Origin of the sequence: Myxococcus xanthus, from assembly GCF_006402735.1 — a bacterium.
GTDB classification, from domain to species: Bacteria; Myxococcota; Myxococcia; order Myxococcales; family Myxococcaceae; genus Myxococcus; species Myxococcus xanthus_A.
The window spans coordinates 8,990,318-9,005,633 of record NZ_CP017174.1 but is presented as its reverse complement, the minus strand read 5'-3'; the positions used below and the strand labels follow the sequence as shown (position 1 = coordinate 9,005,633).

The 15,316-nt window shown below is 68.5% G+C and carries 12 protein-coding genes; 5 read left to right on the top strand and 7 right to left on the bottom strand.

Annotated elements, in window-relative coordinates; genetic code table 11:
- Positions 1 to 188: 188 nt before the first annotated feature.
- Complete coding sequence (locus BHS09_RS37190; RefSeq protein ID WP_237080064.1) at positions 189 to 4,163, bottom strand: hypothetical protein; 3,975 nt, start codon at positions 4,161 to 4,163, stop codon at positions 189 to 191.
- A gap of 458 nt (positions 4,164 to 4,621) precedes the next feature.
- Here BHS09_RS37190 and BHS09_RS37185 point away from each other — a divergent pair, with 458 nt between their 5' ends.
- Both BHS09_RS37185 and BHS09_RS37180 read left to right on the top strand, forming a co-directional pair.
- Entirely contained in the window at positions 4,622 to 5,863 is a 1,242-nt protein-coding gene (locus BHS09_RS37185; RefSeq protein WP_140800437.1) for an AAA family ATPase, read from the top strand.
- 117 nt (positions 5,864 to 5,980) lie between these two features.
- A complete protein-coding gene (locus BHS09_RS37180; protein ID WP_140796077.1) occupies positions 5,981 to 6,808 on the top strand; it encodes an alpha/beta fold hydrolase in 828 nt (275 codons plus the stop codon).
- Between the two features lie 32 nt (positions 6,809 to 6,840).
- On the opposite strand, the gene BHS09_RS37175 is transcribed toward BHS09_RS37180, so the two are convergent.
- The 5 genes from BHS09_RS37175 to BHS09_RS37155 all read right to left on the bottom strand — a co-directional run bounded on the left by BHS09_RS37175 (position 6,841) and on the right by BHS09_RS37155 (position 11,857).
- Complete coding sequence (locus BHS09_RS37175; protein WP_237077841.1) at positions 6,841 to 7,638, bottom strand: sterol desaturase family protein; 798 nt, start codon at positions 7,636 to 7,638, stop codon at positions 6,841 to 6,843.
- A complete protein-coding gene (locus tag BHS09_RS37170; protein ID WP_140800436.1) occupies positions 7,638 to 7,829 on the bottom strand; it encodes a hypothetical protein in 192 nt (63 codons plus the stop codon). Before BHS09_RS37170 ends, BHS09_RS37175 begins: the two co-directional genes overlap by 1 nt.
- Before the next feature lie 155 nt (positions 7,830 to 7,984).
- The gene (locus BHS09_RS37165; protein ID WP_140800435.1) at positions 7,985 to 10,219 is read right to left on the bottom strand and encodes a hypothetical protein; all 2,235 of its coding nucleotides are present in this window, start codon (positions 10,217 to 10,219) and stop codon (positions 7,985 to 7,987) included.
- On the bottom strand, positions 10,216 to 10,989 hold the full coding sequence (locus BHS09_RS37160; protein ID WP_140800434.1) for a DUF3142 domain-containing protein: 774 nt from the start codon (positions 10,987 to 10,989) through the stop codon (positions 10,216 to 10,218). Before BHS09_RS37160 ends, BHS09_RS37165 begins: the two co-directional genes overlap by 4 nt.
- 70 nt (positions 10,990 to 11,059) lie before the next feature.
- Positions 11,060 to 11,857: an ABC transporter ATP-binding protein gene (locus BHS09_RS37155; protein ID WP_140796072.1), complete on the bottom strand. Its 798-nt coding sequence runs from the start codon at positions 11,855 to 11,857 to the stop codon at positions 11,060 to 11,062.
- Positions 11,858 to 12,098: 241 nt separating this feature from the next.
- Between BHS09_RS37155 and BHS09_RS37150 the strand changes: the two genes are divergently transcribed.
- Entirely contained in the window at positions 12,099 to 13,112 is a 1,014-nt protein-coding gene (locus tag BHS09_RS37150; RefSeq protein ID WP_140800433.1) for an ABC transporter ATP-binding protein, read from the top strand.
- 6 nt (positions 13,113 to 13,118) lie between these two features.
- Here the strand turns inward: BHS09_RS37150 and BHS09_RS37145 are convergent, their stop codons facing one another.
- Positions 13,119 to 13,316 (bottom strand): hypothetical protein, encoded by a 198-nt coding sequence (locus BHS09_RS37145; protein WP_140796070.1) that lies wholly within the window; start codon positions 13,314 to 13,316, stop codon positions 13,119 to 13,121.
- 273 nt (positions 13,317 to 13,589) lie between these two features.
- Between BHS09_RS37145 and BHS09_RS37140 the strand changes: the two genes are divergently transcribed.
- Both BHS09_RS37140 and BHS09_RS37135 read left to right on the top strand, forming a co-directional pair.
- The gene (locus BHS09_RS37140) at positions 13,590 to 13,895 is read left to right on the top strand and encodes a DUF2171 domain-containing protein (protein ID WP_140796069.1); all 306 of its coding nucleotides are present in this window, start codon (positions 13,590 to 13,592) and stop codon (positions 13,893 to 13,895) included.
- A 296-nt stretch (positions 13,896 to 14,191) separates the two neighbouring features.
- A complete protein-coding gene (locus BHS09_RS37135) occupies positions 14,192 to 15,265 on the top strand; it encodes a Kelch repeat-containing protein (protein ID WP_237080063.1) in 1,074 nt (357 codons plus the stop codon).
- The last annotated feature ends 51 nt before the right edge of the window (positions 15,266 to 15,316 follow it).

Sequence of the window (15,316 nt, the reverse complement as noted above, 5' to 3'; positions counted from 1 at the left end):
GGCCGTCGTGTCTGGATGAAGCATCTTCTCATGGCTGCCTCTGGGAGGATGGACAGCCATGAGAAGATGGATTGCGGACCGCGACCCGCTGGTCTGGACGCCAGTGAGGCGGCGTCAGTTGCCGTTGAAGTCCTGGTCAACGGTCTGCGGGCCGCGCCTCGGTGTTGAAGGGGCCGCCCACGGCAGCATCAGCGCGGATCTCCAATCAAGAGTCCGCGGTCCGACGTCGGCAGTGTGTAGTCATACCGATAGATGTTTTGCCCATACGTGTGGAGCGAGGTGATGCTCCAATTCGTACACGTCAGCCCCATGTCTGTATACCCGGAGCGACACGCGGAGTGGCAAGTCGTCCCGTCGTCGCGGTCGCCCGCTTTGCACTGGCTGTGCCACCAGGTCGGTACATTGGCGGACCAATTGGCGGCATTCATCCGGCAACTGGGGCCGGAGCGAGTCGGGTGGGTATTCACTCCATTGTACCCCCACGCGAAGTTGTTGATGCGGTCGGCCATTATCCAGGGCTCGGCTCCTGTGTCGAGGCTCACCAGGTTCAGCCAGCTATCCAGGTGCGTGCCTGTCGAGTTGTTGCGGTACTCCTCCCAAGGCAGGCAGTTGTCCGTCACGCCGCTCCCACCTTGCTTGTAGTGGGCGGCATGAGAGTTCTTCCCTACGTAGACAACGGGATGCGTGCCGTTCTCCACCTGGAAGCCTCCACGGCTGGCGAGCCGCGTATAGGACTTACCGTGCATCGAAAAGGTGACGGCGGCGATGGTCGTCTTGTCCTCACTCAATGTCACCGTGACATCTTCCCAGTCGCCGTGGTGGGCACCATTACCGAAGTCGTCGCAGGTGCTCTGGTAGCCGTAGAACCACCAGTATTTGATGCGCACCTGCTGGCCGCACTCAATGAGCTGGTAGTACGTGGGAATCGTCCCCGTCCCCAGTGTCGTGGCGTCCGTGTTCTGGATGATGCCCTGCTGCGGGTTCACGACCGCCGCGTCATAGAAGTCCTGGGCCGACATGGGGTAGCCGCGCGCGGACCCATCAAAGCGCAGCCGGGGCGCGAACTTCGTTTGGAGTAGCTCGCAGAAGTACAACGGATAGTCGGTGCCCTGGGTGCCCAGCACCCGCGTTGGGGCAAACCCACGAGGGCACGACGTGGCGCCTGTCGTGGGGTTCGGTGTCTGGGCTCCTTCGACATGGCCCCACAGGCCCGCGAACGCATACGGAGAGGCCTGCCCGGGAACGTGGGGCCGGTAGCATGCGTGGAGGTCGTAGTCCTGCCCGGTGGTCCCGAGCACCTTCTGGGCGATGAACCCCGCCGGACACGTCTGCGCATTCGTATAGGGGTTGTTCACCGCGACGCCGTCGGCGTAGCCCCACATTCCGCCGAAGTCGAGCGCCGGGTCGGCATCCCCCCAGTTGGGACGCGTGCAGAGGTAGAGCGGCTGATCGACCGCGCTCGTGCCCAGCACCTGCGTTCGCGTATAGCCGTCCGGGCAGGTCGCCGCGTTCGTCACGGGGTTCGGAACAGGTTCACCGCCGTTGCGCGTGCCGATGAAGCCACCGAAGTCCCAATGGGGCGCCCGGGCCATGCAGAAGTAGAGCGGGTAGTCGATGTTGTGGGTGCCGAGCACCTGCGTCTGCTCGAATCCGCTCGGGCACTCCGTGGTGACTGTCGCGGGGTTCGGGACAGGGGCTTGCTCGACATATCCATACATGCCACCAAAACGGGCGGCCGCCGGTGAGTTCGCGACATGTTGCCGGTAACAGACGTGCAGCTCATGATCGAGGCGACTCGTGCCGAGCAGGAGTTGGTCGGTATATCCAGCCGGGCAGTTGGCGCCGCTTGTGATTGGGTTCCTCACCAGGGTGTTGTTGACATAGCCCCACATGCCACCAAAGTCGTAGAGCGGAGCCTCTCCCTCCAGGGACGGCCTATGACAGAAGTGTACGCTCCAGTCGCGCCCATGGGTGCCATACGCTTGTGTTTTAGTATAGCCCTCCGGGCAGGAGGCGGCGCCGGTCGCCGGGTTCGGTGAGAGCGTGCCGTTGTGGACGAAGCCAAAGGCTCCGCCGAAGTCCAGGCTCTTGGCCGGCAGTTCGCAGAAGTACACTGGGTGGTCGATGTGCGCGGTCCCTAGTATCTGCCTTGGGATGAAGCCCGTGGGGCATGAGGCGGTGCTCGTCGTGGGGTTCGACACCGGAGCGTCGTTGACGTAGCCCCACATGCCGCCAAATGGATACGGAGGCACTGTCCCGGGCGCGTGGTGCCGGTAGCACACATGGAGGTCCGAGTCCTGTCTCGCTGTCCCGAGTATTCTCAGCGCGGCGAAGCCCGCCGGGCAGGACTGCCCATTCGTGTATGGGTTGTTCACCCAGGCGGCGTTGACGATGCCCCACATGCCGCCGAAGTCGAGCGCGGGCTCAGCGTTGTCCCAGTTCGGCCGGGAGCAGAGGAAGAGCGGGGCGTCCATGGTGCTGGAGCCCAGCACCTGTGTCTGGACATATCCGCCCGGGCAGGACGGGGCGCCCGTCGCTGGGTTTGATACAGGGCTGCCACCATTGAGATAGCCAAAGACTCCACCGAAGTCCCATTTCGGCGCGCGCGTCATGCAGTAGTGCAGCGAATAGTCCATGCCATGGGTCCCCAGTACCTGCGCCTCTACCGCGCCAGGCGGACATGCCGTCGTGCCCGTCGCGGGGTTGGCCACGGGGAGCCGCTCGACATGTCCATGCATGCCGCCGAAGCGATTCTCGGGAATCCGCCCCGGGACATGCGGCCGGTAACACAGATACAGTCCGTAATCCCGCTGGTTCGTGCCGAGCAACTGCTGCTCTGTATAGCCAGCCGGGCACCGGGCCGCGTGGGTGATGGGGTTGACGACCTGGCTCCTGTTGACGTGCCCCCACATGCCGCCGAAGTCATAGAGGGGAGTGCTCCCCTCGCGTGCGGGCCGCTGACAGATGTGGACATCCCAGTCGGTCCCCCAGGTCCCAAGGACCTGCGTCTGGGTATACCCGAACGGGCAGGAGGCGGCGCCGGTCGCCGGATTCGGCGACAGCACACCGTTGTTGAAGTAGCCGAAGGCTCCGCCGAACTCCAAGGCATCAGAATGCGGCTCGCAGAGGTACAGTGCCGCGTCGACACCGGACGTGCCAAGCACCTGCTTCGGAGTGAATCCCTTGGGACACGACGCGGCGGCCGTCACGGGGTTCGGCACCTGGGTGCCCTCGACGTGACCCCAGAGGCCACCAAACGGGAGCGTCGGGCCCGTTCCGGGGACATGGGGCCGGTAGCAGACGTGGAGGTCGTGATCTTGCCCCGTCGTCCCGAGGACCTTCTGGGCCGTGAACCCTGCCGGACAGGTTTGCGCATTCGTATACGGATTGTTCACGGCGGTGTCGTTGACGAAGCCCCACAGTCCGCCGAAGTCGAGCGCCGGTTCGGTGCCATCCCAATTGGGGCGGGCGCAGAGGTGGAGCGGTTGGTCGACGGCGCCCGTGCCCAGCACTTGCGTCCGCGTATAGCCGTCCGGACAGGTCGCCGCGTCCGTCGCGGGGTTCAGGACAGGCTCACCGCCGTTGCGCGTGCCGATGAAGCCGCCGAAGTCCCAATGGGACGCTCGGGCCATGCAGAAATAGAGTGGGTAGTCGACGTTGTGGGTGCCGAGCACCTGCGTCTGCTCAAAGCCATTCGGGCATGACGCCGCACCGGTCGCGGGGTTCTTCGTGGCCGCGGATTCAATGTGCCCATGTGCGCCGCCGAAGCGGTACTCCGAGGGCACTCCCGGGACATGCGGCCGGTAACACAGATGCAGCCCGTAATCCTGCTGGTTCGTGCCGAGCAACTTCTGCTCTGTATAGCCAGCCGGACACCGGGCCGCTTGGGTGATGGGGTTGAGGACCTGGTTCCTGTTGACGTGCCCCCACATGCCGCCGAAGTCGTAGAGGGAGGCGCGCCCCTCCTCGGAGGGTCGGTGGCAGATGTATACCGGCCAGTCCAGCCCTGTCTTCCCATAGGTCTGTGTCTGGGTGTAGCCCTCCGGGCAGGAGGCGGCGCCGGTCGCCGGATTCGGCGACAGCACACCGTTGTTGAAGTAGCCAAAGGCCCCGCCGAAATCCAACCCTCGTGGCACCTCTATCGCCGCCCAACTCTGGCTCACGGCCTCGTCTGATGTGGCTGGTTCGACAGCGCACGCGGCGAACAGCCCCAGGGCGGCCAGCCAGCCCCGCGCCCATTGCCTACGGGGAGAGGCCGCGACACTTGTTTGTGCCAGGGCGCGCACTCTCGCGGGCGGATGTGTTGAAACATGTGTTTCGTGAGGGATTTGCAGGTCGACTTCTTTCATGTGCTTTCTTCGGCGCTCCAGTAGCGCGGTGTCAGTTCGTGATGGACTGGGTCTGTGATTTCAGCTTTATCGTTTTTATATGACCTTGTTGGAAATTGTGGCTTTTTCGGTGTGGACATTCCGGGGTCGGAGCGGACTCAGTCACTCGGCCTTTTCCAGAAAGGTGTTCGCGTGGGTGGACGAGCGCCGGCACATCTGGGGCTCCCAGGAGGACGTGCCGCCGTGCGGCGCGAGTTGACGCTGAAGCGCCCCGGGCGCCAGTCTCCAGGCTGATGCTCAAGCTCCAGTGGCTCCAGGTTCACCAGTTCCGCACGGTGAAGTCCGGGACGCGGTTGCTCTTCAGCCCGTCCCTCAACGTGCTGCTCGGGGAGAACGGCACCGGGAAGTCCATGCTGCTGGACCTCGCCGCCGCCGTCGTCAGCTCGGACTTCACGCCGCTGCGACATGAGGCGTTCGACCTCGAATATGCACTGGCCGCGGATACCGGCCGCATCACCGTGCGCGTGCGCAACGTGCCCTCGGGTGCGGAAGGCACGAGCGGCCTTTCCATGGACATCACCGTGGCCCCGCGCGACATGGCCTGGCCGCTGGTCATCCACCGCGAGGGCCAGCAGCTCCGCGTCTCCCGTGAGGACGACACCACCGACGTCGTGCATGAGCGCATCGCTCCCGAAGTCGGGGGCCGGCTCTGGCTCGTCCTGATGACGGGCGGCATCGCCTGGGTGGAGAAGACGGGCGAGGGCACCGCCGCCGTCGAGCCGATGCTGGCCATGGCGCGGGAAGTCTCCGCGCAGGCCGACCTCCGCCGCTTCGACGAGGGGCTCGCCCACTTCGACCAGCTCTGGCGCGCCGAGCTGCGGCTCTCCCGTCGCGCGGAGGGCGTGCTCGCCACGGGCACGGGCGTGGCCTCGGAGGACCTGCTCGACGGCCTGCGCAAGGTCGCCGCCGCGCAGTGGGGCGCCGCCCGTTATGTGCTGTCCTCGGAGAACGTCCCCTTCCTCCGTGACGCCGCCCGGCTCCTCGGCTTCGCGTCCGCGGAGGCGCTCCTGTCCCCGCTGGAGACCCAACCCCAGGGCAAATACGAAACGCTGTCCCTGGGCAACCTGGACCTCTGCTTCGTCACCGCCGCCGGCCAGCGCCTCTCCGCCCGTCAGCTCGGCTACGGTCAGAAGCGCCTGGTGGCCTTCCTCCACTACCTGGCCCACGCCCGCGCCGTCGTCATCGCGGACGAGGTCGCGCACGCCTTCCACCCCCGGCAGGTCCGCGCCATCCTCGAACAGCTCGAACCCCGGCAGGCCCTGCTCACCAGCCAAAGCCCAGAGCTGCTCGACAGCCTCACCTTCGACTCGCCCGAGCAGGTGCGCTCCACCTTCGTGCGCTGCCGCCGCGAGGAGGACACCGGCCGCCTCATCTGGGAGAACCTGTCCCCCGACGCCGCCGGGGACTTCTTCACCGCCTGGCGCGCCGAGCCCCGCCGCGTGGGCGAGCTGCTTCAAGCCAAGGGTCTCTGGTAGCCAGTCGCGTGGGCCCCGAGGGCAGCGGGACGTCATCCGGCCAACGGCTCCGCGAAGGGGCGTACCCGTTCGTGCGAGTCGCTCGCCTATCCTCGCCAGCCGGGGAGGGTGCCGCGCATGCCGATGCTGACCGTCAACAGAACGGAGCTGTACTACGAGGACTCGGGTGGCACGGGCGTGCCCGTCGTCTTCAGCCACGGCCTGCTGTGGAGTTGCCGCCTCTTCGATCCGCAGGTGGAAGCGCTGAGCGGACGTTACCGCTGCATCGCCTATGACCACCGGGGCCAGGGCCAGAGCGCCGTGCCTCCGGCGCGCGTCATCGACATGGAGACGGTGTACCTGGACGCGGTGGCACTCATCGAGCGGCTGGGCGTGGGGCCCTGTCACTTCGTGGGCCTGTCCATGGGCGGCTTCGTCGGCATGCGCATCGCCGCGCGGCGGCCGGACCTGCTGCGCTCGCTGGTGCTGATGGAGACGTCCGCCGACCCGGAGCCCCTTCACAACGTGCCGCGCTACACGCTGCTCAACCTCACCGCGCGCCTGGCGGGCCTGCGCCCGGTGGCGGACCCGGTGATGCGCATCATGTTCGGCCGCAGCTTCATGACGGACCCCAATCGGGCCGAGGAGCGCAGCCGCTGGCGCACGCGCCTCATGGAGAACCGCCGCGACATCTGGCGCGCCGTCAACGGCGTCATCGAACGGCGCGGCGTGGCCCACGAAATCCCACACATCCGCGTGCCCACGCTCGTCGTCGTCGGCGCCGAGGACACGGCCACTGTCCCCGCCAAGGCGCAGCGCTTGCACCGGCTCATCCCCGGCTCACGCCTGGTGACACTGCCGCGCGGAGGGCACTCCTCCACCGTGGAGGAGCCCGCGCTCGTCAATGCCACCTTGGGGACGTTCCTGGACGCGCAATCAGAGACGCGGACCTCCAGGGCGGGGTGACGGATTGCCGTCAGCGGGAACGAAATTCCTGCTCAGCGTTGCGTATTCCTGCTGTCAGTCGCCCGCGCCACGGGCGAGAAGAGCTGGGCCCAGAAGCGCCGGGGAAACGGCTCCACGAGCCCGAGCGGATACTGCTCGGGCCCAGTGGGCCGGTGGTAGGTGCCGAAGAGCCAGTCCGTCCACGGCGCGAGGTTGCCGAAGTTGTGCCGCGTGTGCCGTTCGCGCGCGTGGTGCCAGTGGTGCAGCTCCGGCGCGCCGAAGAGGAAGCCCAACGGCCCCAGCGGCAGCCGGACGTTGGAGTGGATGAAGATGGCCCACATCCCGCGGAAGGCGATGAGCATCGCCAGCGTCTCGAGCGGAAAGCCCATCATCAACGCGGGAAGGTTCACCACCAACTGCGTGAGCAGTCCGTCCACGGGGTGCTCGCGGTGCGCGGCGAGCCAGTCGAGGTGCTCGGCGGAGTGGTGGACGGCGTGGAAGCGCCAGAGGAAGCCCACCTGGTGGGACAGGCGGTGGAAGCCGTAGACGAGCAGGTCGCAGAGCACCACCGCTTCAAGTGCCTGAAGCCACCAGGGCTGGCGTGCCACGGCGGCCTGGAACCCGGTCAGGACGTCCACATGGCAGAGCGCCTTCACGCGGCTCAGCACGAGCAGCGCCAGTGGCGCGAGCACCAGGTACTGCGCGACGAAGTAGGCGAGGTCGGTGCGGAACGCGGGCCGCAGCAGGGGCTGGCCCGGTCGCGCGGCCCAGGCCTTCTCCAAGGGCCAGAAGACACACGCGAGCACCCCGAAGGAAATCGCGGCCCCCCCGCCTAGGACCTCCAGGCTCATCACGGCGTGGCCGGGGGCGCCGCGTCACCGTCATCGAGGGCCGGCGGGCCGCCCTCCGGCATGCCGAACAGCGGGCGGATCTTGGTCCCACCGAAGAAGGTTCCAGCCGCCGTCGCCACCACGAAACCCAGCAGGAGGACCGCGAGGAGCACCGTCACCGTACGAAGAACCTTGCTGCCTTGTGTTTGCATGGACACGCGTACTCCCGTTGTCCGGGAGGCTACACCACGCGCGTCATTCGAACGTAAACGCACAACAGCTCAGTGACTGAGAAGATGGTCCGGACAGTCCCCCCACATCCCGAACGCATCCGCCAGGCCACCCGGCGCGTGCTGTAGGCGGGCCGTCAGTACACGTAGGGCGTGCGCTTCGCCCAGCTCGTCTTGCCGTAGTGCTTGTGGAGATATCGGAATGCATCCCGTGCCTCGCGCGTGGCCTGTCCGCAGCCGCGCTTGCTGGCGCGGACCGCGCGGAACAGGGCGATGGGCGAGCGCGGGTCATCCGGGTGGGCCTGGGCCCAGGCCATGGCGACGCGGGCGAAGTAGGGCACCGAGTTGCCCGCGTCCTGGAGGGCCTTCCACTCCCGCGCCGCGTCCGGTGCGTCGGGCGTGTCCTCGAAGTGCACGGTGGGCACGCTCGCGTCCGGCTTCGGGCCGCACCACCAATTGCGCTGGTAGGACATGTCCATGGTGAGGCTGAGGTTCGGATGCGTGTTCGCCAGCCGGTCCTCGCCCGAGTGGAGCCGCGCGGAGACGGCGGGCAGTCCCATGAGGAGCAGCTGGGCCTCGAATTGACGCTCCTCGGGCGTGGGCTTCCCGGCGAGCGCCAGCAGCTCCGCCTTGGCCTTGGGCTCCGTCTCCGCCAGGCGCTTCGCCACGACCTGAATCGTCGCGTCGTCACCCGCGACGGTGGCGCGCGCGAAGGCGGTCCACATGAGCTGGCGCCGGAGGGGCGGAGGCAGGGTGTCCCCCGCAGCCAGCTCACCCATGCGCTTCGCTGTCAGCCGGGGCTCCAGCATGGCCACTGCGCGCGGGCTGAAGAGCCGGGGCCGTTCGGCCAGCGGCGTGGTGTAGGGCTCGGAGTAGCTGCTGCTCATTTCATAGTCGGCGATGATGTTGACGGCTTCCCGCATGGCCTCGTCCAGGTCTCTGGCCACCGCGAGCCGCTCCTCGCGCAGCAGGTTGTCCGTGGAGGGAAGGTCCCGGGTCAGCTCGGCGGGCACCGTCGCGAGCCGCGCCCGCGCCGCCTCCACCTCGCCTCGGCCATGCAAGAGCCGCGCGGCATGGTACGCCACCGTCAGGCCGGCGGGAGACGTGGGCGCGACCTTCGCGGAGGCGGCGAGCAGCTCCGGCACGCCCGGAGCGTCCGGCGTCGCCTTGCGCAGCGCGGCGACGAGCCACGGCATGTGCGCCGTCTTCTTCCAGCGGGCCAGGGCTCCGTCGTATTGCGCGCGGCGCTCCGCATCGGGCGCCGCGCTGTAGGGCGTGTCCTTCATGGCGTGGAGCCACGCCTGGAGCGCCTCGGCGGGCGCGGGGAGGCCCTCGCAGGTGCTCGCTTCCCGCGACATCAGGTCGAGGTCGCCCAGCTCCGCGGCGAGGGCGGTTCCCGTCCCGGGTTCGAGCACGTGCGACAGCAGCTCGCAGTGCCAGGTCTTGGGTCGCAGCCGGTAGCGCACCAGGCTCCGCAAGCCGCGCGCGGGCGCATGGACGCTCCGCAGCTCCTGGGAGGCGAGCACGCCATCGAGCACCCGGTCCGCCTCGCTCAGCCGCGAGAGGAAGACGGCGTCTTCCCGCGACTCGAAGTGATACTCACCCGTCTTCTCCATCAGCGCCTGCCGGACGTGGGTGCGCGCCACGAGGTAGGCGGCGAGCGCCCGGTAGGGCGATTCCTTCGACGCAGCGAGCTTCTGGAACGAGGACAGGGCGCCGGGATAGTCGTCGCAGTAGAAGCGGGAGGCCGCCTCTTGGTAGGCGCGCTCGTCCCTCCGGCGGGCCTGGTGCTGCGCGCTCACGCCTTCATCCAGCCGCGGGTCGGGCTCCGGCAGGATGGCGCACGGGCCGAAGACGGTGTCCTGGTTGCGCACCCACTCCTCCACCAGCGGGGGGTGCTTCTTCCACGCCTGGGCCAGGTCGGTGGCGGTGTTCGCGGCGCGCTGGAACGCGTCACCCTGGATGCGGGGGACCTGTGCGTATTTCACCTGCCGGGAATGCTCGGGCGAGGCTTCCGGGAGCTGAGGCGCCACCTGCTTCCGTACCGCCAGCCAGCGCTGGAATCCAGGTGTCAGGGAGAGGTGCTCCGGCAACGCCTGGTGCATGAGCTCCCAGCGCGTCACCAGGGGCTGTTGCTCCTCGGGCGTGGTGGGAATGCCCATCATCGTCCGGTAGGCGAACGCGAGGTAGGCGGTGCGCATCGAGCCGTGCACCACGCCCAGCCGCCCGGCCGCGAAGGTGGAGAGAGGCCAGTCGGGATGGCTGCTGGTGACGAACACGGGCCCGGCGGAATCGTAGGCACACGCCCGCGCTTCGGTGGGGGTGAGCAGGAACGCAAGGCCGCTGGTGACGGTGATGAGTAGCTTCTTCATGGATGGAGCTCCGCCACCGCGCGCGCGAACGCCTCGGGCGTCCAGGGCCGGGGGTTGAAGACGTAGAGGGTGGAGACGCCAGGGGGCACGGGCTGCCACTCATCGAGCGCCAGCCCCACGCTGCCCCGGCATGGGGCGGGAAGGCCGCGCGCGAAGCGTGCCCGCCACGTGGGGGCCTCCGGGCCCATACGGAAGAGCTGGGGCACCACCTCGTCCACGGGCGCGTGCGTCAGCCAGCTTCCGGGCGTGCACCATGAGGCGAGGCCGGTGATGGACAGCGCCATCGATGGGGGCAGCTTCTGACGGAGCGCCTGGAGCAGCGCGACGTAGGCGTCGTATTCGGACGCGCGGGCATCGAAGTCAATCTGGAGCGCCGTCAGCTCCGGAAGGCGCGCCAGCGTGGCGAGCCGGTCCGCCAGCGCGTGCAGTCTTTCGGGCGGGTACTTCGCGAGCGACGCGCCCGGCTGGGCTTCCATCCGCACCGTGGCCCTCAAGGGTGTCCCGGGCGGAACGTGGAGCGGCTGCCTGCGCGGGTGTTCGCGCACCTCCGTCTCCGTGAGCGCGAGCGTGGCCAGCAGGAAGGCCACGCTGACCGGGCGCTCCGTCGTCGCGAGGAAGCGGAGGTCCTCCGGCCGCTCCCAGGCCCAGAGCACCACGCGTGGAGGCGCTGGCGGCGTGGGCGTGCTGCACGACATGAGCACGGCGAGGGTGGCCAGCCGGCCGCGCCGTGTTCGTGCTGCCGCGTGGGGCGAAGGAGATGGGAGACTCATCGTGGTCGTCGGGCCGCACTCGCGCGGCGGACCGGATTGTGTGCAACGCGCGTTCCGAACGTGTGTCGTCTCAGGCCTGGGCCGCGCGACGGCTCTGCGCGCGACGCTGGAGCCAGTTGCGGAGGAAGGCTTTCACCGCGGGGTGCTGCGATTCGCGAAATGCGTCTGGCGGGCCGTACTCCACGATGCGGCCTTCGTGCATCAGGGCCAGGTGGTCCGCCATGCCGAAGGCGGAGGCCACGTCCGGCGTAATCACCAGCGAGGTGGCGCCGAGCTGCTGCTTGCCGCTGGTGATGATTTCATTCACCGCCGCGGTGGTGAGCGGATCCAGTCCGGCGGTGGGGTCGTCGTAGAGGAGAATCTTCGGCTGGAGGATGGTGGCGCGCGCGAAGCCCACGCGCTTCTGCATGCCGCCGGACAGCTCGCCGGGGAAGCGCTGCGTCGCATGCGACAGGCCCACGCGCTCCAGCGTCTTGTTCACCGTCTCGGCGATTTCCGCCTCGGGCATGCGGGTGCGCTCACGCAGGGGGAAGGCCACGTTGTCGAACACGGTGAGCGAGTCGAAGAGGGCGTTCGCCTGGAAGAGGATGCCCTGCTTGCGGCGCATCTGGTCCAGCGCGGCCTCGTTCATCCGCGCGATGTCCTCGCCATCCACCTGGACGGTGCCCCGGTCCGGCCGCAAGAGGCCCATGATGTGCTTCATCAGCACTGTCTTGCCCGACCCAGACACGCCCATCAGCACACAGGTGGTGCCCTCTGGCACTTCCAGATTCACCCCACGCAGCGCGTGCTGGTCTCCGAAGGACTTGTGGAGGTCCCGCACTTCGATGGCCAGCTTGCGGGAGGACGGTGGGCTCGAGGGACTCATGGCCGCGCGAACATAGTGCGCGTCCGCCGCCTTCCGCCTCCAAGAAGCGGCTGCCTGGCGTGGGGAAGGGGCGCCCGGCCGCCCGGCTTCCATCCCGGTGTGGAATGGCGGTCAGAGGCGGGGCTGCCTCTCGCCACGGGGCTTGCCCTGGGAGCGGGGGGCGCGATGCTTCGAGGCCCCGTGGGTGAGACGGAATGACACATGGGGCGTCCAGAGGCCGGGCGCCCGGGAGGCAAGGCGTTTGGCGACGGTGTCCCTGGAGGACGTGCGCAAGGTGTACCGGGGCGGCGTGGTCGCGGTGAAGGGCGTGAGCCTGGACATCGCGGACGGCGAGTTCATCTCGCTGGTGGGCCCGTCGGGCTGCGGCAAGTCCACGACCCTGAACCTCATCGCCGGGCTGGAGGAGATGTCGGGCGGCACGCTGCGCATCGACGGCGCGGTGGTGAATGACATGTCACCGCGGGAGCGGGACATCGCCATGGTGTTCCAGAGCTACGCGCTCTACCCGCACCTGGACGTGGCGCGGAACCTCGCCTTCCCGCTGAAGGTGGCGGGGATGGCGAAGGAGGACATCGACGCGCGCGTGCGCGAGGTGGCTTCGCTGCTGGGGCTGGAGGGCCTGCTGTCGCGCAGGCCGAAGGAGCTGTCGGGAGGCCAGCGGCAGCGCGTGGCATTGGGGCGCGCCCTGGTCCGCCGCCCCAAGGTGTTCCTCTTCGACGAGCCGCTGTCCAACCTGGACGCGGCGTTGCGCACGCAGATGCGGGGGGAAATCAAGAAGCTGCACGAGCAGCTCAAGGCCACCTTCGTCTACGTCACCCATGACCAGGCGGAGGCGATGACGCTGTCGGACCGCGTGGTGGTGATGAACCAGGGCGAGGTGCTGCAGGTGGCCCCGCCGCGCGAGCTGTACGACGCGCCGGCGAACCTGTTCGTGGCGGGCTTCTTCGGCGCGCCGCGCATCAACCTGGTGAGGCCCCGGACGTTGGGGCTGCCGGACGCGGACGTGGTGTTGGGGCTGCGCCCCGAGCACCTGGAGGTGGGGCAGGGCACGCCGCCACCGGACGCGCTGGAGGGCCGCGTGTACCTGGTGGAACTCATGGGCGCGGAGAGCTGGGTGACGGTGGACGTGGCCGGGGAGCGCATGGTGGCGCGCGCCGCCGGGGACTTCCGTGTGCCCACGGGCGCTCCGGTGTGGCTGCGGTATGACGCGGCGAAGCCGCGGCGCTTCGATGCGAAGTCGGGCCGGGCCCTGTAGCGGGCCTCAGGCGTAGACCTGTTCTCCCTCCAGGCTCATATCGAGCCGGCGGTTGAGTTGGTCCAGCCGCTCATATCGCTCGCGCAGCAGGTCGCGATGGGCGCGCGGGTCCGCATGGGCCATCTCTTCCAAGAGCGCGAGCAGCGCTGTGTCCAGCGCCTGCTTCATCTCGCGCGCCTCCACGGCGGACAGTTCCAGCAACATGGTGCACCTCCTGCCTGGAACGTTAGGCACGCACATGTCCATGTGGCCTCGACGCCTGCCCGGAGTACGCCAGGGCTGGCGGCCTGGCGCCTCGCGTTCTCCTGGCAGGACATGAAGACCGGCGGTCCCCGCGTTCGCGCGGTGGTGGAGCGGCGGGCCGTCGTCGCGAGCGCTCCTCCGCGTGCACCGTTGCAGGTGCGTCCCGTCATGCCCGCTCGCACTGTTGTCTGGGAGTCCCGGACGGGCCGGGCACCCGAGCGCGAGGAGGCCGGAATGATTCGGACAGACGACGTACACGAAGGCATGACCGTGCGGACGGCGACAGGCCATGTCATCGGGCGCGTGGCGGGCATCGGGGACACACACTTCGAACTGGAGCAGGGGCTGGTGCCCATTCCCCGGCGCGACTACCTGGTGGAGTTCTCCGACGTGGACTTCATCCGCGGCCACGACGTCTACCTCGTCAATGCGGACCATCCGCTCCTCACGCTGGAGGTGGATGACGACGGCGGCGCGCTCCCACCTCGCCATTCCAACGGACTGGAACGCGAGCCCGTGAATGTCGACGTGGAGTCTTGAGCCGCGAGAAAATGAGTGACGCAAGGCGTTGCACGCTCGCTCCGGCCCGCTCTGGACAGGTCGCCGGACAGGCCCTGGGGGCCCGGGTAAGCGTCGGGAATCACTCAGGTTGGGCCGCCCTGGAATGTCAGACGGTCAGTCTAGACATGACTGCTTCGACGGGCATTCCAGGTGGGGTCATGCAACGGTTTTCGGCATCATGTGTCACGGTCATTCTCTTCGCTGTCTCGTTCGCTTGCAGCGCGGGTCCGCGCGCGGAGGACGGGGGGAACGGGGCGGCGGAGCAGGGCCTGTTCTTGTCCACACCCCGCAAGCTCCTGCCCTTCGTGGTGATGGAGAGCGGGCGTGTGTTGGCCTCGGGCGGGCATGACGGGAGCCGAACGCTGGGCAGCTGCGAGGTGTTCGAGCCGGAGACGGGCCGCTGGCGTGAGACGGGGGCCATGCACACGCGCCGACGCAACCACGCCGCGGTGCGGCTGACGGACGGCCGAGTGCTGGTGATGGGCGGCTCCAACGGCTTGGCGATGGGCGCGCTTGCGGACGCGGAGGTGTATGCGCCGGACACCGGGACGTGGACGGAGGTGCGCCCCATGGGCGTGGCGCGCAATGACCCGGCCGCGGTGCTGCTGGCGGATGGGCGCGTGTTGGTGGCGGGTGGGACGGATGTGGACCAGCGACCGCTGCGTTCGGCGGAGTTGTTCGATCCTGCGACGGGGATGTGGAGCGCCGCGTCGCCTCCGGGCTTCTCACGGGGTGGGGCCCAGACGGCGGTGGTGCTGGCCAACGGCAAGGCCCTGTTCGTGAGTGGCCTGCAGGCGGAGCTGTATGACCCGGTGACGGGACTCTGGGAGAAGGCGGGACTCACCGGTGGGGCGGCGGGCACGCACCGGTTGGCGCACTCGGTGACGTTGCTTCCGGATGGGCGCGTGTTGGTGGTGGGTGGAACCACGGCCCGCGCGGCGGCCACGGCGGAGGTGTATTCGCCGGAGACGGGTGTGTGGACGCTGGTGGGCGCGCCCAAGGTGCCTCGTGAGCATCATGCGACGGTGGTGCTGCCGGATGGCGCGGTGCTGATGATGGGCGGCGAGCACTACACGACGGGGGCGCTCGCGTCGGTGGAGCGCTTCGATTTGAAGACGGAGACGTGGTCTTCCGCGCCCGCGTTGGACGAGCCGCGCGAGAAGCTGGGCGCCCTGGCGCTGGGAGATGGCGCGGTGCTGGTGATGGGCGGTGGCAACGAGGCGGCGGGCATGCTGTCCGAGAGCGAGCGCTATGTCCCTGATGCTTGTGGCGTGGTGCCGTGTGCTGCGCGAGAGATGGGAGGCGCCGAGGCCGTGATGGAACTCTCCGTGGCCGGGCAGGTCGAGTGACGCGCGTCTCGCGGGCCTCGCTGTGTGTGGGCGAGCGCGGCGAGGCTCGAG

Coding starts and splice junctions, on each gene's coding strand:
- BHS09_RS37155 (WP_140796072.1), bottom strand. CDS start 11,857: ATGAGTCCCTCGAGCCCACCGTCCTCCCGCAAGCTGGCCATCGAAGTG.
- BHS09_RS37145 (WP_140796070.1), bottom strand. CDS start 13,316: ATGTTGCTGGAACTGTCCGCCGTGGAGGCGCGCGAGATGAAGCAGGCG.
- BHS09_RS37160 (WP_140800434.1), bottom strand. CDS start 10,989: ATGAGTCTCCCATCTCCTTCGCCCCACGCGGCAGCACGAACACGGCGC.
- BHS09_RS37165 (WP_140800435.1), bottom strand. CDS start 10,219: ATGAAGAAGCTACTCATCACCGTCACCAGCGGCCTTGCGTTCCTGCTC.
- BHS09_RS37185 (WP_140800437.1), top strand. CDS start 4,622: ATGCTCAAGCTCCAGTGGCTCCAGGTTCACCAGTTCCGCACGGTGAAG.
- BHS09_RS37180 (WP_140796077.1), top strand. CDS start 5,981: ATGCCGATGCTGACCGTCAACAGAACGGAGCTGTACTACGAGGACTCG.
- BHS09_RS37170 (WP_140800436.1), bottom strand. CDS start 7,829: ATGCAAACACAAGGCAGCAAGGTTCTTCGTACGGTGACGGTGCTCCTC.
- BHS09_RS37175 (WP_237077841.1), bottom strand. CDS start 7,638: ATGAGCCTGGAGGTCCTAGGCGGGGGGGCCGCGATTTCCTTCGGGGTG.
- BHS09_RS37140 (WP_140796069.1), top strand. CDS start 13,590: ATGATTCGGACAGACGACGTACACGAAGGCATGACCGTGCGGACGGCG.